Origin of the sequence: Marivirga lumbricoides, from assembly GCF_014636295.1 — a bacterium.
Classification (GTDB): Bacteria; Bacteroidota; Bacteroidia; order Cytophagales; family Cyclobacteriaceae; genus Marivirga; species Marivirga lumbricoides.
Genome location: NZ_BMEC01000016.1, coordinates 87809 through 110008, shown reverse-complemented (window position 1 = coordinate 110008; position 22200 = coordinate 87809). Strand labels below are relative to the sequence as shown.

Genomic DNA, 22200 nt, shown 5'->3' with positions numbered 1-22200 from the left:
GCTTTAAACTCTTTTGCTATTCCTCATAAGCCCAGTCAACCCCAGTTTTCATATCTTTTATCAGGAGTTTATTGGATTTTAAAACGGCTCTTATTTCATCAACCTGAGCATAGTTCTTTTCTGCTTTTGCTTTTTTATAAACATCCAGCAAAGCTTCTATAATTGGGTGAACTTCTGCAGGTGTTTCCTCTTTTAAGCCGAGCACATCTACCATAAAAGATTGGTAGGTGTTTACTAGTTTGGTAAATACTTCTTTACCTATTTCACTATATTTCAGCTGGCCTGCATGTAAAGAGTTAATCTTTTTAAGAAGCTCAAATAGTTGAGCAATAGTTTTAGCGGTGTTGAAATCATCATTCATAGAGCGATAGCAATTATCGCAAGCCTGCTTGATTTCATTAATTACCTGCTCGTTCTTGGAGCCTTCATCCTGTGCAAAATTTAGCTTTTTTACAGTTTTTAATCCGTTGGCTAGTTTTCTATAACCTTTCTGGGCTGCTTTTAAAGCTTCATTGCTAAAATCCAGCGTGCTGGAATAGTGAGTTTGAAGCATAAAAAACCTTACTGACATGGGGGAGTATCCCTGATCCAACATAGCATGATTTCCGGTTACCAATTCTGTAGGTAAAAAAGAATTGCCAAGTGACTTGCTCATTTTTTGCCCATTTACGGTCAGCATGTTGGTATGTATCCAGTAATTCACAGGTGATTTGCCTGTTGCCCCAACTGATTGAGCTATTTCGCATTCATGGTGAGGAAACTTCAAATCAAGTCCTCCACCGTGGATGTCAAAAGTCTCTCCTAAATATTTGGTACTCATTACAGTACATTCAAGGTGCCAGCCGGGGAATCCGGCTCCCCAAGGAGAAGGCCATCGCATAATATGTTCATCGGATGCTTTCTTCCATAAAGCAAAGTCAAGTGGACTTTCTTTATCATCCTGGCCATCCAGTGCTCTGGTGTTACTTTGTAAATCCTCAATTTTCCGACCACTTAAAATGCCATACTCATGAGATTTGTTATATTTTTCCACGTTGAAATACACTGAGCCATTTTTTTCATAAGCCCAACCATTTTCAAGTAATTTTTTAGTGATTTCTATTTGTTCAACAATATGACCTGTGGCAGAGGGCTCAATATCCGGAGGTAAAGTATTAAACATATCCATTACCTGGTGAAAACCATTTGCGTACCTCTGTACAATTTCCATCGGTTCCAGATTTTCAAGTTTGGCCTTTTTGCCAATTTTATCCTCACCATCATCTGCATCATTTACAAGGTGCCCTACATCGGTAATGTTTCTTACATATCTTACCTTATAGCCTAAATGCTTTAAGTAACGATTTACCACATCAAAACTCATAAAAGTTCTTACATTTCCCATGTGCACATCACTATAAACTGTAGGGCCACATACATATAATCCTACAAAAGGAGGATTAATGGGTTTAAATAATTCCTTTTTACGAGTAAGTGAGTTATGAATTTTTAAATCGTTTATCATCCTGCAAAATTAAAAATTTGATTTTCTTTTTATTGAATAAATTCCAGTTTCTTTAATTAGTAGTTAGTTTTTTACTTCAGATAATGAAGAAAGCGTTTAACAGTGTAATTAGAGTGCATTGGAATGTGATTTTAATAAGTTAAATGCCAGTTAGTTATGGTTGTATGATGTGTATTCAAAATTTATAGCTAGCTTTAGTAAGTACTTTATTTATCCGCTTTATATCAGGCTTTTAATGCAAAGGAGCAATAATCTCCTTTAAATGATGTAATAAATACGCGCTATTTGTTTTGCTCAGAATTTTCTTCTAAATTTGCAACAAAGTTAGTAAATAGAATGAAGAGGGGGCTTTCAGTCCCCTCTTTTTTATCGTAGAATGATGGATTTAGAAGCGAGAATAAAAACCTATTTGGAGGGTATTATCACTGATCCGGACTATTTTATAGTTGATTTAGTGATAACAGGCAACGATAAAAAGAAGATTCTTATTTTATTAGACGGTGATAATGGTGTCGATATTGACTTCTGTGCCAGCGTAAGTCGGCAGTTAAGTGCAAGGTTGGAGGAAGATGAAGTAATTGATGGAGCATATGTTCTGGAAGTTTCATCTCCGGGTCTGGATCATCCACTAACAAATGAGCGTCAGTATAAAAAGAATATTGGCAGGGAATTAAAAGTGGAAACTACAGAGAATAATACCATAACCGGGGAACTATTAAAAGTAGAGCCGGAGTTTATCGTTGTAAACCAACAGATAAAAGAAAAAGGTACAAAGAAAATCAAGGAGGAGGAAGTAAACATTCCTTTTCAATTAATAAAGAAAACTAAAGTCTTGGTTTCATTTAAGTAACATGGACACATTAAATTTAATTGAATCGTTTGCCGATTTTGCCAGGCAGAAAAACATTGATCGTCCTACAATGATCAGAATATTGGAGGACGTATTCAGAACTATGATCCGTAAGAAATACGAAACGGATGATAATTTTGATATTATTATTAATGCCGATAAAGGTGATTTAGAAATCTGGCGTTTTCGCGAAATTGTTGATGACAATTCAGAAGATATTTGGGAACATGATAAAATCAGCTTGTCTGAAGCCAAGAAAATTGAACCTGATTTTGAAATTGGTGAAGAAGTAGCGGAAGAAGTGAAGTTATTGGATTTTGGAAGAAGAGCGGTTACAACTGCCCGTCAGACCTTAATCCAAAAAGTGAAAGATCTTGAGAAAGATATTCTTTTTGCCAAGTACAAAGAGTTGGTGGGTGAAATTATTGCCGGAGAAGTTTATCAGATTTTAAGTAGAGAAACACTGCTTACTGATTCTGATGGTAATGAGCTGATATTACTGAAGTCTGAGCAAATACCTAAAGACAGGTTCAGAAAGGGCGACAGTGTAAGAGCTATCGTTCATCGGGTAGAAATGAGTAATGGGAATCCTAAAATTATTCTTTCAAGAACATCTCCTGTGTTTTTGGAAAGATTATTTGAGCAGGAAGTACCAGAAGTATACGATGAATTAATAACTATTAAAAAAATTGTAAGAGAGCCTGGCGAAAGAGCAAAAGTAGCCGTAGAATCTTATGATGACAGAATTGATCCGGTAGGAGCTTGTGTGGGAATGAAAGGTTCAAGAATTCATAGTATAGTGCGTGAATTGCAGAATGAAAATATAGATGTAATTAACTATACCGAGAACCTTGAGCTATATATTCAAAGAGCTTTAAGCCCTGCAAAAATTGGTTCTATTAAAATTGAAGAAGATAAAAAGAGGGTTTCTGTTTACTTAAAGCCTGATCAGGTATCTTTAGCAATTGGTAAAGGTGGGCAGAACATTAAGCTGGCCAGCAAATTAGTTGGTATGGAAATCGATGTTTTCAGAGAACTATCTCCTTCTGAAGAAGAAGATGTACTGATAGATGAATTCAGCGATGTTCTTGAAGACTGGGTTATTTTAGAATTGAAGAAGATTGGTTTAGATACAGCAAAAAGAGTGTTGGAAATTGGCAGAGAAGAGCTGGTGAAAAGAACTGATCTTGAAGAAGAAACAATAGACGAGATATTTAATATCTTTAGTCAGGAATTCGAGTAGGAATAAATATTTCCTCGGATTAATAATATTTAGAAGAATACAAAGCATTTATGTCAGAAGAAAAAATGATGCGTCTCAACCTTGCTGCAAGGAAACTGAATGTAGGACTATCTACAATCACGGATTTCTTGAGCAAAAAAGGTTTTGAGGTGGACAGCAAACCAAATTCTAAAATCTCTGAAGAGCAATTTAACATGCTTGCTAAAGAGTTTGCTTCATCCGCTATGGAAAAGGAGGAAGCTTCCGGCCTTACCATTGGCAAAAAGCATAATAGCAATGTTGTTATTGATTCGGAAGGCGATGCTGTTGAAAAAGAAGAGGAAGAAGACAATATTTTAATAAAGAATACAGGAGCTGGCGCAAGCAAGCAACCTGCTAAGGAGGAACCAAAAGCTCCTCAAAAACCTACCGAACCGGAAGAAGCTAAAAAGGAGGAAGATGATTCCTACAAATCGGAGGCTCCAAAATTACAGGGGATTAAAGTTTTAGGAAAAATAGATCTTAATCCTAAAAAGCCAAAAGCTCAGGAAGAAGCTCCTAAAAAAGAGGAAAAACCTGTTGAAGCACCGAAAGCTGAAGAGAAGAAGCCTGAACCTAAACAGGAAGAAGCTAAAAAGCCGGAAGAGCCAAAAGCAGAAGAGAAAAAAGAAGAGAAAGTAGAAAAGCCTGCTGAGCCAGTAGCTGAAAAGGTAGAAAAGCCAAAAGAGGAGAAGGAAAAAGAAGCGCCTAAGGAAGAACCAAAAGTTGCTGCTGAGAAGAAGGAAGAGGAGCCTAAGAAGGAGCAAGAAGATAAAGCCAAAGCCGAAGAAAAGCCGGAAGAGGGAACTATTGCTGCCAGGGCTGATGCTTTGAAAGGTTTAACTGTATTAGGTAAAATAGAATTACCAAAAGAAAAAGAACGAAAAGGTAAAAAAGGTGTAAAACCGGTAGCTTCTTCTGATGATAAGAAAGAAGCCAGAAGAGGAAAAAGACCTAGAAAGAGAATTGGAGGCAATGCTCCGGGAACTGCCGGTAAACCTCAGGATGCTAACGCACCAAGAGCTGGTGCCGGAGGCAGATCCGATCGTGGAGGCAGACCTGATCAAAGAGGTGGAGCAGCAGGTGGCAGAAAAGGCCGCGTAGAAAAAGTTGAGCCAACAGAAAAAGAAATTCAAGAGCAAATTAAGCAAACCATGGCTCGCCTCAGTGGAAAAGGCGGAGGCGGTGGCGCCAGTGGAAATCGCTCTAAATATAGAAAAGAAAAAAGACAAACTCAGGCTGACAGACGCGAAGGCGATATGCAGCAACAAGAGGAGGAATCTAAAGTACTAAAAACCACTGAATTCATTTCAGCCAATGACCTGGCTTCAATGATGGATGTGAGCGTGAACGATGTTATCGCTAAATGTATGGCTTTAGGTATTTTCGCCTCTATTAACCAGAGACTGGATGCTGAAACTATTACCATCATTGCTGATGAATTTGGCTATGACGTTAAATTTACGGAAGCTGATGATGAAACTGAGGTAGCTGAAGTAGTTGATAATCCGGAAGATTTAACTGAGAGAGCTCCTATTGTAACTATCATGGGACACGTAGATCATGGTAAAACATCTTTACTAGATTACATTCGTGAGGCTAAAGTGACTGAAGGTGAAGCTGGTGGTATTACGCAGCACATCGGTGCTTATTCTGTGGAGACGGACTCTGGCAAAAGGGTAGCATTCCTTGATACTCCTGGTCACGAGGCTTTTACTGCGATGAGGGCGCGTGGTGCTAAGATAACTGATGTGGTAGTGATTGTAGTAGCTGCTGATGATGCCGTAATGCCTCAAACAAAAGAAGCAATTAATCACGCACAGGTTGCCGGTGTACCGATGGTAATTGCAATCAATAAAGTGGATAAGCCTAATGCTAATCCGGATAAAATTAAAGAAGAATTAGCGAACATCAACATTTTGGTAGAAGACTGGGGTGGTAAATACCAATGCCAGGAGATTTCTGCTAAAACAGGACAAGGTGTTGAAGACTTACTTGAAAAAGTATTGTTGGAAGCAGAAGTACTTGAATTAACTGCTAATATTAACAGAAATGCTACAGGAGCGGTTGTTGAAGCTGAATTGGATAAAGGTAGAGGATATGTAACAACCATCATGGTACAAAGCGGTACGCTTCGTGTTGGAGATGTTGTTCTTGCCGGATCTCATTATGGAAAAGTGAAAGCCATGTTTGATCACCGTGGCAAGAAGTTAAAAGAGGCTGGCCCTTCCACACCGGTATTAATGCTGGGCTTAGATGGAGCACCACAAGCAGGAGATAAGTTCAACGTAATGGACAGCGATCGTGAAGCAAGAGAAATTGCCAACAGACGAGAGCAGATTCAGCGTGAACAAAGTATGCGTACCAAAAAGCATATTACTTTAGACGAGATTGGCAGACGACTGGCGATTGGTTCATTTAAGGAATTGAATGTGATTATAAAGGGTGACGTGGATGGTTCAATTGAAGCATTGGCAGACTCTTTATTGAAATTGTCAAATGAAGAAATTCAGGTAAACATCATTCACAAAGCGGTAGGACAAATTTCCGAGTCTGATGTATTATTAGCTTCTGCTTCTGATGCAATTGTGATTGGTTTCCAGGTAAGGCCTTCCCCTAACGCAAGAAGGATTGCAGAAAATGAGGAGATTGAAATTAGGTTGTATTCTATCATATATGATGCAATCAATGAGATCAAAGACGCAATGGAAGGTATGCTTGCACCAACCACTGAAGAAGTAATTACTGGAAATATTGAAGTGCGTGAAGTATTTAAAATTTCCAAAGTTGGTACGGTAGCTGGTTGTATGGTAACTGATGGATTTGTGAAGAGAAATAATCAAATCCGATTGATCAGAGATGGTATTGTGAAATACACGGGCGATATTGATCAATTGAAACGTTATAAAGATGACGTGGCAGAAGTGAAGAAAGGTTACGAATGTGGTATTAGCATAAAAGGCTATAACGACATTGAAATTGGAGACGTAATCGAAGGTTTTGAAGAAAAAGAAGTGAAAAGAAAGCTTAAATAAGCATACTTAATATACTTTTAAAACCCCTGTTTGTTGCAAAGCGATCAGGGGTTTTTTAATTTAACAGAAAGAGTAGTAGACATGGAACCATATAAAAAGCAGAAGTTAACCACTCCGGAAGATTTCCCTGCAATGTTTGTAAATGCTTGGAATAACAGAGATACTTATGAACTTATTGAGTTATTTGATGAGAGTGCTGAATTAGAAAATGTAAAAGGGCTTTGGCAACATAAGAATAAAGAATTTTTCAGTGCCTACGAGAATGGCCTTAAGTTTAATTTTAAGGAAGTTAGATTGTCTGTTTTATCCACTAAAATAAAATTTGTAACAAAAAGTATAGCAGAACTGAAGGTTAACATGCAAGTTTCACCTTCAGCAAAAAGTAACATAGTAGCTCATAAGATAGTATTGAGCTTTGTTTTACAGCATTCGGAAGATGATTGGCTTTGTATTGCGCTTACAGTGGAAGAAAGTAAATAACTTAATTTGAATAGAAAGGTTATTAGTCCAAAGTATTATACAATATGCCTCCTTTTGAAATTGTAAAATCTCCCGAAGATCTGCCTAAACAATTTGTTGTTGCCTGGAATAATAGAAATGCGACAGATTTAGCTAATTTGTTTGATGAAAATGCAGAGTTTGTAAATGTGGTTGGTTTGTGGTGGCATAATAAAGCTGATATCTTTAAAGCCCACGATTATGGACTCAAAAACCTTTTTAGTAATTCAGAACTCTCAATACGAAAAGTAAAGACGAAATTTTTGAGTGACGATATAGCAGTGGTTCATGCAAGGCTTCACCTGGAAGGTCAAACAGAAATTAAAAGTCAAACTCCCCAGGCCAGAAATACAATTTTCACTTTTGTAGTGCAAAAAAAGAAGCAAGGTTGGATCTGCGTATCAGCCCACAATACGGATATAGTGCCTGGAAAAGAAACTAATATTGTAAAACAAGATAATAGTATTGAAGCCGTGGACTATAGAAAAAGATAGGGCTCTTTTAAGGTATTATATTAACCCCTTGTGCTAGTTTAAAATAGTATAAAAAAATATGTCCATCAGGCTGATATTTAGTAAATTAGAGTTTCAAAACATACTAAATAAGCTGATGCACGATATTAAGACTAATTTCGACAAAGTTTTTCAGACTATCAAATCCCTTGATTTACCTGTTTTTAATGCAACTGATAACTTACAAAAAACCAGATATTAGGTCTCAATTTTCTGATTTAGAGGCGATTATCCTGGGGATTACCTCTGAGCACATGTCTTTGGACAGTGAAAATTGGCTGTTTAGAAAAACAAGGAAAAGTGTGGAGAGTCTATTCTCACAACTTTGTCATCAGTTTATGATCCGCAGAAATTATACTAAAACTTTTAGAGGGTTTAAAACAAGAATATTGGCTAAAATTACAGTGCTAACTTTATTACAGTTTATCAATAAAATTGATTTTGACAGGCAATTAATAACTTGAAAGTTGCAATTACTTAATTAGCACAAGGGGCTATATTAATAAAATTATAAGGAGCATCATTACCTAACTTTCTTTATTTCTTAATAGAATTTATTATCTTGAATCCTTAATCATTCATACTATGAAAATTAAAATAATCAATTCCTTATATTTAATTTTGTTATTACATCTTGTTTATTCCTGTGAAGAAAAAATGGATGGGAAAGATTTGCACCCTAGTAGTGAGCAAAAACAGTTTCTAGTCGAAAATTTCACTTCTTCATTTGAACAAGTAATAAGTGGCCCTTTTGAATGGTATTGGAACTTTGATCATCAATTTGCTGGAAGCCTGATGGTTGGAACAGAAGTAGGTCATGCAATATTTGCAGAGTTTGGGAAAAAATCAGCGTTGAAATTTTCACATTCTTATGATTCTCAGGGTAATATACAGTATTCCACAATTGAAGAAGGGCCTGTATACAATGGGGGGAAATATTATTTATATGAATTGGATGAGGAGAGTTACATTAAAAAGTTATTTGTAAAGAATTCACCTAATGGGCAGACCCTAAGGGTATGGACTTACATCTATGACGATGATAGAAAAGTTATATCTAAGATAGACGAACACAAGTATGTATCATCAAAAAAAAATAAAGAGATATTTTTGTTCAATGAAAGTAGTCAAATAGTAACATGGAAAATTGAAAGTGAAATTGATAATAAACATAAAGAAGCTTTCTTTATGTTTAATCAAGATGATCAAGTAACAAAATTTGTTGATTTTTATGGAGAAGAGGCTAGGTTCAATTATAATGATTTAGGATATGTATCTAGTATAAATTTTATAAGGGCAGACCAAATATATTTTTTAAAATTTGAATACTCTCCCCAAGATCTCAAGGTCACAACTTACAGAGATTCATTGCTTACAGAAGTTAAATACTATACATCTTCCATGAGTTTTAAAAGCTTACTTTCTTACATTTATGAAGACCAAACTTTAGATTTTGTAATAGAGAGCGTACCAAGTGCTCAAAGTGAATTAGTAGAGGAAGAGGTATATGTGGAGATAAAAGAGGATAGATCTATAGTAAAAGGAAGTAGTAGATTGGTTTGGAAAGAGGGCACTGATGTGAAGTCTACAGAGCTTAATGAGAAGACATTTTACGACTTGAATGGAAATTTACTATATATTTATGTATTAGAGGGACAAGGGGGTAAGTGGATCAATAGCGATGGTACTTTCGAAAATGAACTACAGAAAATTCCGTTATGGTTAAAGAAATTTGCCGCTTTTAATAGCTTGTCCAGTCAATCAAATTTCTTTTATTCAGCTGAAGGTTATAATGTGTTATCTTATTGAGAATCTTCATAAAGTTACAATACTCCTGAAGATCTGCCTAAGCAATTTGTTGTTGCCTGGAATAATAGAAATGCGACAGATTTAGCTAATTTGTTTGATGAAAATGCAGAGTTTGTAAATGTGGTTGGTTTGTGGTGGCATAATAAAGCTGATATCTTTAAAGCCCACGATTATGGACTCAAAAACCTTTTTAGTAATTCAGAACTCTCAATACGAAAAGTAAAGACGAAATTTTTGAGTGACGATATAGCAGTGGTTCATGCAAGGCTTCACCTGGAAGGTCAAACAGAAATTAAAAGTCAAACTCCCCAGGCCAGAAATACAATTTTCACTTTTGTAGTGCAAAAAAAGAAGCAAGGTTGGATCTGCGTATCAGCCCACAATACGGATATAGTGCCTGGAAAAGAAACCAATATTGTAAAACAAGATAACAGTATTGAAGCCGTAGACTATAGAAAAAGATAGGGCTCTTTTCCTTAGCTTTAATAGTTATTCTATTCCTTTCTGCTTAGTAAAACCTAAGATAACTTTTATCTCCATTTTAACTGTTACCCTCAACTTAAAGATTCCTTAACTTTTATTTAAAGTTTGTTGACTAAATCTACGCCATCTTTGCCTTAATAGTTTAAAGAAGGGTTTTGGAGGCGGATCATTTGAACAAGAATTATTATATGGAATCTAACATCAGATTACGCAAGGGGTAATTGTTTGTTATTGACTTTCAGATACATGTCATGGATTCTCTTGTGATTGCTTGATAGGCTCTATTTAAAATGAGGAATAATAGTTAAAATATAAAATGGCATCATGATTAACAAAATAGCGTGTTTAATACTCATCTATATCATTAGCATTGGAAATACCACTGCTCAAACTTATAAAATTCATTCACATAATGATTATCTGCAGACAGTACCTTTTTGGAAGTCCTATTCGGTAGGAGTCTCTTCAATTGAGGCAGACGTTTTTCTGGAGAAGGGGAAATTGCTAGTGGCTCATGATAGGAAAGAACTATCCAGTTCAAGATCTTTAGAGGCATTGTATTTGAAACCTTTGGCAACTTCCATTGAATTAGGCCTAAAGCCGGATAGTTTACAGTTTTTAATTGATATTAAATCGGAAGCTTATACCACTTTAGATGCAATTGTGGAATTATTGAAAAGATATCCATCTATTTGCAAAAATAAGGCTGTTAAGATTGTAATATCTGGAAACAGGCCTAAAGAAGCTGAATATGTGAATTATCCTGAGTTTATATATTTTGATTATCAAAGTTTAAATTCGATTAAAGACCAGAAAGTACTTGATAAAATAGCACTCATTAGTTTAAGTTTTAAAAATTTTACCGGATGGAACGGTAAAGGAAGGTTAACTAAAGAAGATTTACAAACCGTTAAAAATGTAGTGGATCAGGCTCATGCCTTGAAGAAACCTTTTCGTTTTTGGGGTACAGCTGATTCTAAAACTTTTTGGTATGCGATGGCTGAATTAGGTGTAGATTATATTAATACTGATAAGCCTTTTGAATGTCATCAGTATCTTAATTCACTGCCTGCACGTGTTTATGAGAACGCAGTATTTTCTGAAGTTTACAAGCCAGCTTTTAAAGTTGATGGCAAAGACGAGGCTCCTAAAAATATAATTCTGCTAATAGGTGATGGTAATGGTCTCTCACAAATTTCAGCTACAGCAATTGCAAATGGAGGACAGCTTTCACTGACTCAGATAAAAAATATTGGTTTAATTAAGACACATTCAAGCGATGATTTAACAACTGATTCTGCAGCAGGAGCAACTGCAATGGCTACAGGAAAAAAAGTACCTAACAGAGCAATAGGAGTGGACAGTTCTGGAAATGCTATTCCTAATTTACCGGAAATTTTAACCAAAAGAGGATATTCATGTGGCCTTATTACTTCGGATGAAATTACTGGTGCTACTCCTGCATCTTTCTATGCACATCAAAAAGACAGGTCTATGAGTAAGGAAATTTTAAATGATTTGAAAAATAGCCCTATTAAAATATTTGCAGCTGCCAGCTCAGGTGCTGATTCGAGCCAACAGGAGCTGGGAATTTTTCAGATAGTAAAAGAAATAGAGACGCTAAAAACTCAAAACCTGCCTAAGGCTGGCTACTATTTTCCTTTAGAAGCTTCTCCTGCTCCTTTATCAGATGCTTTAAAAAATGTAGTAAGTAACCTGGCAAGTAAAAAAGCTCCGTTTTTTTTAATGGCAGAAGGTGCCAAAATAGATTCTTACGGGCATGCTAATATTATTTCCGGATTAGTAAGCGAAGGAATTGCTTTTGACAGGGCTATTAGTGAGGCATTGAAGTTTGCCGATACGGACGGAAATACTCTGGTGCTGATTACTGCAGATCACGAAACAGGAGGACTTTCCATTCCTCACGGTAACAGAGAACAGAATTTAATAGAAGCAGAATTTACAACTGACGACCACACTGCTACAATGATTCCGGTTTTTGCTTATGGTCCTGGTTCTCAATACTTCCGGGGAGTCTATGAAAACAATGAATTATTTAATAAAATATTGACGGTAATTAATCTACATCCCTAATTAGTAGATTTTATTCAGCAATAACTAAAGTGAAAGAGTTGGGAGGGATGTTGAAATTATTTAAAGCAGTGATATCTTTTCTTAGTGAATTAACGATTTAGCATGTATAAAAGTAGATTTTTATTAAAGAATAAATCTCTAATTGTTAAGCAGATGTTAATTGATAATCTAAGAAAGTTAATTCAGCAGGATTGCATATAGTCTGCCGTAGTAGCACCTAAGAATCTTATATGGCTAATATTGAGGCGTTTTAAGCTCAACTCTTTCTTTTTATTTTATAGTTTAATTTTAAAAAAGCATTTATTTGTAATAATCGTAAATATTACGGTAATAAATTCTTAACAAAAACTATAAAGGCTCACTATTTTTTTAATAAAAGCATAAAGTGTATTAACAAACTTCAATCTGGCAAAGCAATAGATTTGTACCGCAAAATAAAAGAGCCTGCGGCAACAGGCTCTCAAAAAAAGCATTGAAAATTTTCCAATAATCAAACACTTTATCTTTATGTATTTAAAAACTAAACTAGCGAAAATCGCATTTGTTTTGGCAATGCTGATTTCTTGGTCAGAAGTATTTAGTGGCTCAAATCAGTTGTTTGCTAAAGATACTTTTAAAAACGAATCTTTTACAAATAACGGTTTTAAAAATTCTATATTATCAGAACAACAAGTTGTTTCTGGTACTGTTACTGACGAAACGGGCGAGCCCCTTCCGGGTGCATCAGTAATGGAAAAAGGGACAAACAATGGTGCCATAACAGATATTGATGGCAATTATACTATTGAAGTTACTGATGGAGCCACTCTTGTGATCTCCTTTATAGGCTTTGCCACTCAGGAAATTTCTGTTAATGGCAGAACACAGGTTGATGTACAATTAAATCCTGACATTGCGTTGCTTGATGGCGTAGTGGTAGTGGGTTATGGGGTACAGAAAAAATCAGACATAACTGGCTCTATCGCTTCAGTAAGTGATGAAAACTTCAATAAAGGAGTGGTAGCAAACCCTGGCCAGCTTTTACAAGGTAAAGTGACCGGAGTGAATGTTACTTCTGTAAGTGGTGAACCGGGAGCTTCTCAAAATATTATTATCAGAGGTATGGGAAGCTTAAGGTCTGGTACAACACCTCTTTATGTAGTGGATGGTTTCGTAATTGATAATACTTCAACAGGCGTAAGTTCAAACCCTCTTAATTTTATCAATCCACAGGATATAGCTTCTATTGATGTATTAAAAGATGCATCAGCTGCTGCAATCTATGGTGCACGTGCCGCTAATGGTGTAATTGTAATCACTACTAAAAAGGGAAAAGATGGAAAGAGCGAGGTTAATCTCTCCTTATCCACAGCTGTGTCACAATTAGCGAATAAAATGGATGTTTTTAGTGCAAGTGAGTTCAGAAGTAATGTTCCTGCGGTTGGAGGCACATTATTAAATGGAGGTGCTAATACAGACTGGCAGGATGAACTAACAAGAACTGCAATATCTAAAAATGTGAACCTTTCCATGAGTGGTGGTTCAAATAATAAATTCACCTATTTTGTTTCCACAGGGGTAGATGATCAGGAAGGTATTTTTGAAAATAGCTCATTAACAAGGTATTCAGGTCGTGTTAATTTAAATCAAAGAGCGCTTAATGACCGATTTAAAGTAGACTTTAATATGACTGGTTCAAGGATTGTTAATAACAGGCCTGATATAGGAGCAATGACTGTTGATATGCTTCAGTTGAACCCTACTATACCAGTTTATACAGACGGAAAACCTACTTTATTTGACGATAGATTGAATCCTTTGGTGCGTAATCAGATTTATACTGATCTCGCTAACAGCAATCGTATTTTGGCTAATATTGCCCCGTCAATAGAGTTTGTTAAGGGATTGACTTATAAATTAAATTTGGGCGTTGATTATAACTCGACAGAGCGTGACGTTCAGGTAAATCCTTACCCTTTATTAGAAAGCTTAGTTGAAGGAACTTTAAGCACTTCTTTTACAACTAATAGAAATACGCTGGTAGAAAATACTTTAACCTATGCTTATGATCGGGATGTACATAACATTACCTTTCTTGCTGGTCACTCTTATCAGGAAATATATGTTCAGCAAAAATCATTTGACTTAAAAGGTTTTGCTGACAATGGCATCGATCCAAGATTTCAGGATCAGATAAGTAGCCAGGAAAATCCAACTACTTTTAATTCTTTTGCATTCAAAAATGAATTACAGTCTTACTTTGGAAGAGTTAACTACAGTTATGATGACAAGTACCTGTTAACTGCTACTATGAGGGCCGATGGTTCTTCTAAATTTGGAGCCAACAATAAATACGGTTATTTCCCTTCTGTAGCATTAGGCTGGAATATGATTAACGAGAGCTTTTTAAGTAATAGTAGCTTTGTAAGTAATTTAAAAGTACGTGCAAGTTGGGGACAAACAGGTAATCAGGAAGGAATAGATAATAAGGTAAGTCTTGCAAGCTATGTTGATAGCAAAGGAGACAATGATACTTATCCTTTAAATCCGGATGGGGCAACTATTGATGCTTATCCTTTCGGTACTGTACCTGTTAGAACAGCTAATCCTAATTTGAAATGGGAAGTTTCCACTCAAACAAATGTGGGTGTCGACTTTGGATTTTTAAACAATAGGCTGAGTGGTACATTGGACTATTTTAATAAAGTAACATCCGATGTGGTTTTATTCTCTAACAGGATAGATCCTGTTCAACCAACCCAAAAAATCTGGACGAATATTGCTGATATGGAGATTAGAAATTCAGGAGTTGAGTTGGCTCTAGATTATCGTAATATGATTAGCGAAGACTTTACAGTCAATATTGGTGGTAATATAAGTTATACCAAAAATGAAGTGGTTAATTCTCAATATGAAGTATTAACCACCGGAGCGGCACAAGGCGCGGGGCAAACAGGAGCAACAATTAATGGATATTTAAATGGTGAGCCTGTGGGTGCATTCTATATGAAAGAATTTCTAGGCATAGGTGAAGACGGTTTAAATCGATATAGAGATGTTACGGGAGATGGTGAAATTTTAGATAATGACAGGGTGGTTGTGGGAAGTGCACTTCCAGATATTATCTATGCTTTCTACTTTAAAGTTAATTATAAACAATTTGATTTAGGTGTAAATTTCAATGGTGTATCAGGAAATAAAATTTACAATCATACTGCAATGTCTTTATTTACTAAGGGACAATTGAGTAGAAATTTGAACACTACAAATTATGCTACAGAATTCCCAAATGAAGATAACAGTAACTCTAATGAAGTTTCTACCAGATATTTGGAGGATGGAAGCTTTTTAAGATTAAACAACGCTACACTTGGTTATAATTTGAATCCGAAAAATATTGGCTTGGGAGAACTGATTTCAAATATCCGACTATCTGTAACAGGCCAAAACCTTTTTGTTCTTACAGATTACTCTGGCTTTGATCCGGAAATAAATACTGGAAACACTATAGATGGAATTCAAACTTTTGGAATCGATAGATTTACTTATCCATCTCCCAGAACTTTCTTGGTCGGACTAAATGTGACATTCTAATTAAATTAAAAAATGAAAAAGATATTATATTCAACATGCTTGTTATTGAGTGGATTATTTTTCTGGAGCTGTACTAATCTGGAGGAAGAATTACTTGATGAAACACTTACTGGAAATCAGGCTGAAGTAATCAGCGGAGCGATTGCTCCTGCCTACGGCTATGTTTCCTGGACCTGGAGACATACCAATTATTATGGTTTGCAATTAATCCCTTCAGATGAGGCTATTCTTCCTTACAGAGGTGGTACTGATTGGTTCGATGGAGGTAAATTTCTTGCCGCGCACGCTCACACAATTACTCCAAGTAATGATTTGGTAGCTAGTGGCTGGAATGAGCTAACTACTAATATTTCAAGAACACTGGCGGCTATTGAAGTATTGAGGCCTTTAGCAGAAGAAGGTAACTCTCAAGCTGAAAGTGCTCTATATGAAATGATAGCATTAAGGGCTTATTTAAATATGTTAATGCTGGATAGCTGGGGTATTGTTTTCAAAAAGGAATCCTCAGATCAACTATCTCAGGTACTAAGGACAGAAGTTGCTATTGAATACATTAAAAGTGAGCTGCTTTCAGTTGTAGATGTGATTAATAAAGATAAAGGCCCGGGAAGAATGACTCAGGCTGCGGTATGGGGCTTGCTATCCAGACTACATTTAAACGCAGCAGTGTACCGAGATCCTTATGGTACACCTGGCTTTACTAATGAGGATATGAACAAAGTGATTGAGTATACTGACAACATCATTAATTCTGGTAAATTCAGCCTTTCAGCAGAGTATTTTGATCTTTTTAATGATGACAATAATAGTAACCCGGAACTAATTTTCGCTTTGGACCAACGTGGAGTTTTAAAAGAAGAACATAGCAGGTGGGCATACTGGTCTATAGCTGGATCGATGTTTGGCAGACCAGAGTTTCCAAGTGCTGATGGAACTGATGGACCTGCAATTACTTCTGACTTTTATCAAACATGGGTAAATGCCTATGGCAATGTAGATCCAGCGGATGCTGATGCGAGGTTTTATAAAAAGAACATATTTATCCCTGAAGAGACTTTAGAAGATTTCAATAGCAGGGAGCATTTATTAGCTACCGAAACAGAGAATAGTTATTTCTGTGTTAAGCCTACAGATTTTGAAATGGATAGAGGTATTATGCGAGGGGTACAATGGGGGCCTAGAAAAGATGAGACTGGCTCATTTATTACTTGTGATGATGGAGTAAGGATTTATCCGGTGAAGCAGATTAAAGGAAACGGACCTGACAGAGACAAGGGATATGTGAACCACACTGAAAAAATAGATTTTACTAATGAGGGTTCCTTACACAATACAGGTTTCAGAGTTTCTAAATATCAGTTTAGCCACACTTCTAATAATGCTAATAATTTCAGCAGTGTAGATTTAGTATTGATGCGATTGGCTGAAATTTACTTAATGAGAGCTGAGGCCAAGTTAAGAAATGGTGATGTAGGTGGCGCTTTAGCAGATGTTAATTTTGTAAGAGCATCCAGAACAGCTCGTCCGGAACAAACACCTCCGGCTTTAACTTCAATGGATCTTGACATCATGTTCAGAGAGCGTGGTTTCGAACTATACTGGGAAGGATTCAGAAGAGGAGATCAGATCCGATTTGGTAAATATGAAGATACCTGGACTGAGAAAACCAATAAAGATGTAACTCAGAGGTTATTTCCTATTCCTCAAAGTGCAGTGGATGCAGCTTCAGGGATTGATGGTTTCCTTGAGCAGAACAGAGGTTATTAAATTTAAATAAAATCAAAAGTACCAAACGGCAAGGTTAAATATCTTGCCGTTTTTTTTAAGAATTTTTAACATGAAAAATAATAGTATTTTAATAATAATTGCCATTGCTTTATTTCAAATGAGTTGCTCTTCAGATGCAAAAAAAGAAGCAACTAAACCGACAGATGAACAGGAGCCTTTAAGTGTAATACTGATGATTGGTGATGGCATGGGGATAGCACAAGTTTCCACTGCTTTTTACTTTGGTGATAAAGCTCCGAATTTTAAACGGTTTGAAGTTATAGGTCTTCATAACTCTACCTCTACAAGCCATAAGATAACAGATTCAGCTTCGGGAGCTACTGCTTTTTCAATAGGTGAAAAAACTTATAAGCGAGCCATTGGTGTTGCTCAGGATACTGTAGCAAAGGGAACTATTTTAGAGCGCTTGCAAAAACAAGGTTACCAAACAGGTTTAATTAGCCTTACTACCATAACTCATGCAACACCTGCTAGCTTCTATGCCCATGTGAAAGATAGAGATATGCATGAACAAATAGCAGAACAACTTTCTAGTGCAAATATCGATTTCCTTGCGGGGGGAGGTAAAAAATATTTTAACCAAAGAACAGATGGTAACAATCTTTTCGATGAGTTGATCAGGAATAACTACAATCTGGATACTCTTGCCCTTTCAACTGCTATTGGAGATAAGAGGAATGCTTTTATAATAGCAGAGGAAGGTTTACCTTCTAAAATTGAAGGAAGAGATGATTTTCTAAAGAAGGCCAGTCTTAAAGCGCTGGATTATTTTGACGAAAATAAAAAGCCATTCTTTCTGATGATTGAAGGATCCTACATTGATTGGGGAGGTCATGCAGAAGATGCAGACATGGTAATTGAAGAAGTTCGAGACTTTGATGAGACTATTGGAGCCGTAATGGATTATGTGGAAACACATCCTAATACGCTGCTAATAGTAACAGCAGATCATGAAACTGGTGGAATGAGTGTGGGTAAATTTTATGAAGAGGATAGTATTACCGGTAAAAAGAAAGAGATACCGGAAAAAGTTGCTCTCTACTTTAATACTGATCAGCATAGCGGAGAGTTAATTCCTGTAATGGCTAAAGGTAAGGGTGCTCAAAATTTTCAAGGTATTTATGAAAATAATGAGATCTATCATAAGATTTTGAAAGCACTTGAAGAAGCTAAATAAATTCTCTGCTTTAAAATAAACTGTCTTCGCAAAGAATAGCTCGTCTACCCAACTGGAAAAAACGGTAACACATTATTCACAAAGAACACTTGTTGCCGTTTTTATTTTTGAAAACATTCGCGAAAGTGATGTTAATTTCAGAGAGTAATCTGATGGGTAAGTATCTTTATTTACCTTATTTAAATACGCTATAGTCCATATATATAAAACGGAAGAATAGCTGAGTTAAGGTTTAGTATATTAGGCACAGACTTAATTAACTTAATCTATGAAAAAAATACTATTACTTATTACAGTCTGCTGCTTAATGGCAAATGCAGTCAGTTTAGCGCAAACTTCTACAGAAATTATTGATGCTATTGTAAAAGAAGCCAATCAGAATTCTCAGCTGGAGCCGCTTGCTCATGAGTTGATGGATGTAATCGGGCCCCGATTAGTGGGGACTCCTCAAATGAAAAAAGCTAATGATTGGGCAGTAACTACTTTTAATAAATGGGGTATTGAAGCGGAAAATCAGGAATGGGGCAAGTGGAGAGGCTGGCAGCGAGGAATTACGCATGTTGATTTGGTAGAGCCCAGAGTGGTAAGCTTAAGTGGCATGCAGTTAGCATGGAGCCCGAGTACCGGCAAAAAAGGAGTGACGGCAGAAACCATCATCATTCCGGCAATAAGTGATTCTCTTGCCTTTCAGAAATGGCTTCCAGCTGTAAAAGGTAAAATAGTTTTAGTTTCTATGCCTCAACCTACCGGCAGGCCTGACGATAATTGGGAGGAGTTTGCTACAAAGGAATCATTTGAGAAAATGAAAGCTGAAAGAGATGCACAAACGGAAGCCTGGAGAGAGAGGATAAATGCTACCGGATACAACACCAGAACTATTAATGAAGCATTAGAAAATGCTGGTGCTGTTGCCATTGTGCAGTCGCGCTGGTCAAGTGGATTTGGTGCTAACAAGATTTTTAGTGCTAATACTAAAAAAGCGCCAGTGATAGATCTTTCCCTGGAGGATTATGGGATGTTATACCGCTTGACAGAAAACGGTGATCAACCGAAGATAAAGGTTGTAGCAGAATCTAAGGAGTTAGGAACAGTGCCTACTTTTAATACAATAGCAGAAATTAAAGGCTCTGAAAAACCTGAAGAATATGTGATCTTATCAGCACATTTTGATTCCTGGGATGGAGCAACCGGAGCCACTGACAATGGAACCGGAACTATTACCATGATGGAAGCTGCCCGGATACTGAAAAAAATCTATCCAAACCCAAAGAGAACTATATTAATAGGTTTATGGGGAAGTGAGGAGCAAGGTTTAAATGGTTCCAGAGCCTTTGTGGAAGATCATCCGGAAATTGTGGAAAATATCCAAGCTGTTTTTAATCAGGATAATGGTACCGGAAGAGTAGTTAATATCTCGGGCCAGGGTTTTCTGCATGCCTATGATTTTCTGGGCAGATGGTTACATGCTGTGCCGAAAGAATATAAAAATGAAATTGAAACAACTTTCCCCGGAACACCTTCAAGAGGAGGTTCTGATTATGCTTCTTTTGTAGCGGCAGGTGCTCCGGCATTTTCTTTAAGCTCATTAAGCTGGAGCTACTGGAATTATACATGGCATACCAATTTAGATACCTACGATAAAATTGTATTTGATGATGTTCGAAGTAACGCCATTTTAACAGCCATTTTAGCATATATGGCCAGTGAGGATGATACAACTACTAGTAGAGAGAAGGCAGTTTTGCCTATCAATTCACGAACTAACGAGCAGTATGAGTGGCCTGAGCCCCGATCTCCTAACAGAGATGGTGGTAAAGATTAAGTAATAATTTTGCTATAAACAAAGTAAAAGCTCTTAAAATAGGGTTCCCCCTGCTTTAAGAGCTTTTTTTGTTTGAGAGCTCTTAATAATAAACACTTCTAAATATTTAAAATGGTTCCAATTAGATTCTAGCCACACCAAGGTTCTTGTCTCACGAAACTTAACTGAAAAGGCAGGTTATAATTAGAATGTAAAATTGAAAAATGACTGTTTATCCGTGTTAACAATATAAAGACTTAAGTTATACTTTAGATTATACGAAAATAAAGACAGAATGCAGATGATAACTCTTTCCAGATTAATAGACTTTATGCGAATGGTTCGTAAGACACGAACCATGGCAAAAGGGTGATACCGCGGAGCGGAATCTGGATGTGTCAAAAAATTGAGCCTGCCAGGGCTTACCAGCTCTTTCTCATTCAGCAAATATTTGTTTTTTTGCATTACAGGTATTCATAGTTAATACCCTATATTTGATTATCCTCTAAACCTTTCAAATGCTTCTTTCTCCAATGCTTCCCTGGCATCTGGGTGAGCGATTGAAATAAGTGCTTTGGCTCTTTGTTTCAGGTTTTTCCCGAACAAATCTACTACTCCATATTCAGTTACTATGTAATGTACATGTGCTCGTGTAGTGGTTACCCCGGCACCTTCTTTCAAATAAGGAACAATTTTACTAATTCCTTTATTTGTAATGGATGGCATCGCCAAAATAGCTTTACCACCAGGTGAAAGTGAAGCACCGCGGATGAAATCCATTTGTCCGCCTACCCCTGAGAATTGGTATTTTCCAATAGTATCAGCACACACCTGGCCGGTAATGTCAATTTCAATGGCGGAATTAATAGCCGTTACTTTAGGATTTCTTCGGATGATAGCTGTATCATTAGTGTAGGCAGCTTCTTTCATATGAACTATAGGGTTATCGTCCATGAAGTCATATAGTTTTTGGGAACCTACGGCAAAGCAAGTTACCAACTTACCATTCTTAACTACTTTATTGCTACCCGTAATTACGCCCTTTTCAATCAGTGGCAGCACACCATCTGAAAACATTTCTGTATGAATTCCCAAATCTTTGTGGTTATACAAATTGTTTAATGCTGCATTAGGGATAGCTCCAATACCCATTTGCAGGGTTGCGCCATCTTCCACCAGGCTTGCTACATTTTCTCCTATTTTTTGCTCAACAGCACTTGCTTCCGTTAAATCATGCGCATGAATAGGCTCATCTGTTTCAATGGCATAATGAATTCTGCTGATATGAATAATGCCATCACCGTGGGTTCTGGGTACATTGGGGTTAATTTGCGCAATTACTACCTTAGCTGTTTCTATGGCAGGTAAGGTAATATCCACAGATACACCCAATGAACAATATCCATGTATGTCTGGTGGAGAAACCTGAATAAAAGCCACATCCAGTGGTAAAATGTTTCTTCTGAAGAGCCAATGAATTTCGCTTAAAAATATAGGGATGTAATCACCTCTTCCTTCCTGAATAGATTTACGGACATTGCCCCCTACAAAACAACTATTTATTTTGAACGCATCTTTGTATTGTTCTTCTGTATAGCCAGCCCTGCCTTCAGTATGCATGTGCATTACCTCAACATTTTTCAGTTCCTCATGGCGTTTTACCAAAGCATCAATTAAAGCAACGGGCGTCATGGCAGCACCTTGAATAAATACACGCTGATTAGAATTTACATGTGAAACGGCTTCTTCCGGAGAGACTATCTTTATATTTTGTGACATTTTGCTGTAGATTTTATTGTTAGCACAAAATTACTA

Annotated in this window: 14 protein-coding genes and 1 pseudogene; 13 read left to right on the top strand and 2 right to left on the bottom strand. The window is 36.6% G+C overall.

Features of this window, described 5'->3' with window-relative positions; all coding sequences use genetic code 11:
- Window positions 1-16 precede the first annotated feature (16 nt).
- Window positions 17-1504: a cysteine--tRNA ligase gene (cysS, locus tag IEV85_RS21520; protein WP_188467338.1), complete on the bottom strand. Its 1488-nt coding sequence runs from the start codon at window positions 1502-1504 to the stop codon at window positions 17-19.
- A 376-nt stretch (window positions 1505-1880) separates the two neighbouring features.
- Between cysS and IEV85_RS21515 the strand changes: the two genes are divergently transcribed.
- The 13 genes and pseudogenes from IEV85_RS21515 (at window position 1881) to IEV85_RS21455 (ending at window position 20406) form a co-directional block, all read left to right on the top strand.
- Window positions 1881-2354, top strand: coding sequence for a ribosome maturation factor RimP (locus IEV85_RS21515; protein ID WP_188467337.1), 474 nt, complete (start codon window positions 1881-1883; stop codon window positions 2352-2354).
- Window position 2355: 1 nt separating this feature from the next.
- The gene (gene nusA / locus IEV85_RS21510; RefSeq protein ID WP_188467336.1) at window positions 2356-3597 is read left to right on the top strand and encodes a transcription termination factor NusA; all 1242 of its coding nucleotides are present in this window, start codon (window positions 2356-2358) and stop codon (window positions 3595-3597) included.
- A 50-nt stretch (window positions 3598-3647) separates the two neighbouring features.
- The gene (gene infB, locus IEV85_RS21505; protein ID WP_188467335.1) at window positions 3648-6650 is read left to right on the top strand and encodes a translation initiation factor IF-2; all 3003 of its coding nucleotides are present in this window, start codon (window positions 3648-3650) and stop codon (window positions 6648-6650) included.
- Between the two features lie 33 nt (window positions 6651-6683).
- The gene (locus IEV85_RS21500) at window positions 6684-7130 is read left to right on the top strand and encodes a hypothetical protein (RefSeq protein ID WP_188467334.1); all 447 of its coding nucleotides are present in this window, start codon (window positions 6684-6686) and stop codon (window positions 7128-7130) included.
- A gap of 44 nt (window positions 7131-7174) precedes the next feature.
- Window positions 7175-7642, top strand: coding sequence for a YybH family protein (locus IEV85_RS21495; protein WP_188467333.1), 468 nt, complete (start codon window positions 7175-7177; stop codon window positions 7640-7642).
- A 296-nt stretch (window positions 7643-7938) separates the two neighbouring features.
- Window positions 7939-8124 (top strand): annotated as a pseudogene (locus IEV85_RS25250) (IS982 family transposase); the annotation flags it as partial.
- A gap of 121 nt (window positions 8125-8245) precedes the next feature.
- The gene (locus tag IEV85_RS21485; protein ID WP_188467331.1) at window positions 8246-9469 is read left to right on the top strand and encodes a hypothetical protein; all 1224 of its coding nucleotides are present in this window, start codon (window positions 8246-8248) and stop codon (window positions 9467-9469) included.
- A gap of 33 nt (window positions 9470-9502) precedes the next feature.
- Window positions 9503-9934 carry an SgcJ/EcaC family oxidoreductase gene (locus tag IEV85_RS21480; RefSeq protein ID WP_188467356.1) on the top strand — a complete coding sequence of 144 codons (432 nt, stop codon included), beginning with the start codon at window positions 9503-9505 and terminating at the stop codon, window positions 9932-9934.
- A 342-nt stretch (window positions 9935-10276) separates the two neighbouring features.
- A complete protein-coding gene (locus tag IEV85_RS21475; protein WP_188467330.1) occupies window positions 10277-12046 on the top strand; it encodes an alkaline phosphatase in 1770 nt (589 codons plus the stop codon).
- Window positions 12047-12553: 507 nt separating this feature from the next.
- Window positions 12554-15619 carry a SusC/RagA family TonB-linked outer membrane protein gene (locus IEV85_RS21470; protein WP_229712685.1) on the top strand — a complete coding sequence of 1022 codons (3066 nt, stop codon included), beginning with the start codon at window positions 12554-12556 and terminating at the stop codon, window positions 15617-15619.
- 12 nt (window positions 15620-15631) lie between these two features.
- Entirely contained in the window at window positions 15632-17386 is a 1755-nt protein-coding gene (locus IEV85_RS21465; RefSeq protein WP_188467329.1) for a RagB/SusD family nutrient uptake outer membrane protein, read from the top strand.
- Window positions 17387-17456: 70 nt separating this feature from the next.
- Complete coding sequence (locus tag IEV85_RS21460) at window positions 17457-18584, top strand: alkaline phosphatase (protein WP_188467328.1); 1128 nt, start codon at window positions 17457-17459, stop codon at window positions 18582-18584.
- A 268-nt stretch (window positions 18585-18852) separates the two neighbouring features.
- Entirely contained in the window at window positions 18853-20406 is a 1554-nt protein-coding gene (locus tag IEV85_RS21455) for a M20/M25/M40 family metallo-hydrolase (protein ID WP_188467327.1), read from the top strand.
- Window positions 20407-20883: 477 nt separating this feature from the next.
- On the opposite strand, the gene IEV85_RS21450 is transcribed toward IEV85_RS21455, so the two are convergent.
- Entirely contained in the window at window positions 20884-22164 is a 1281-nt protein-coding gene (locus IEV85_RS21450) for an acetyl-CoA hydrolase/transferase family protein (protein WP_188467326.1), read from the bottom strand.
- Window positions 22165-22200: the final 36 nt, after the last annotated feature.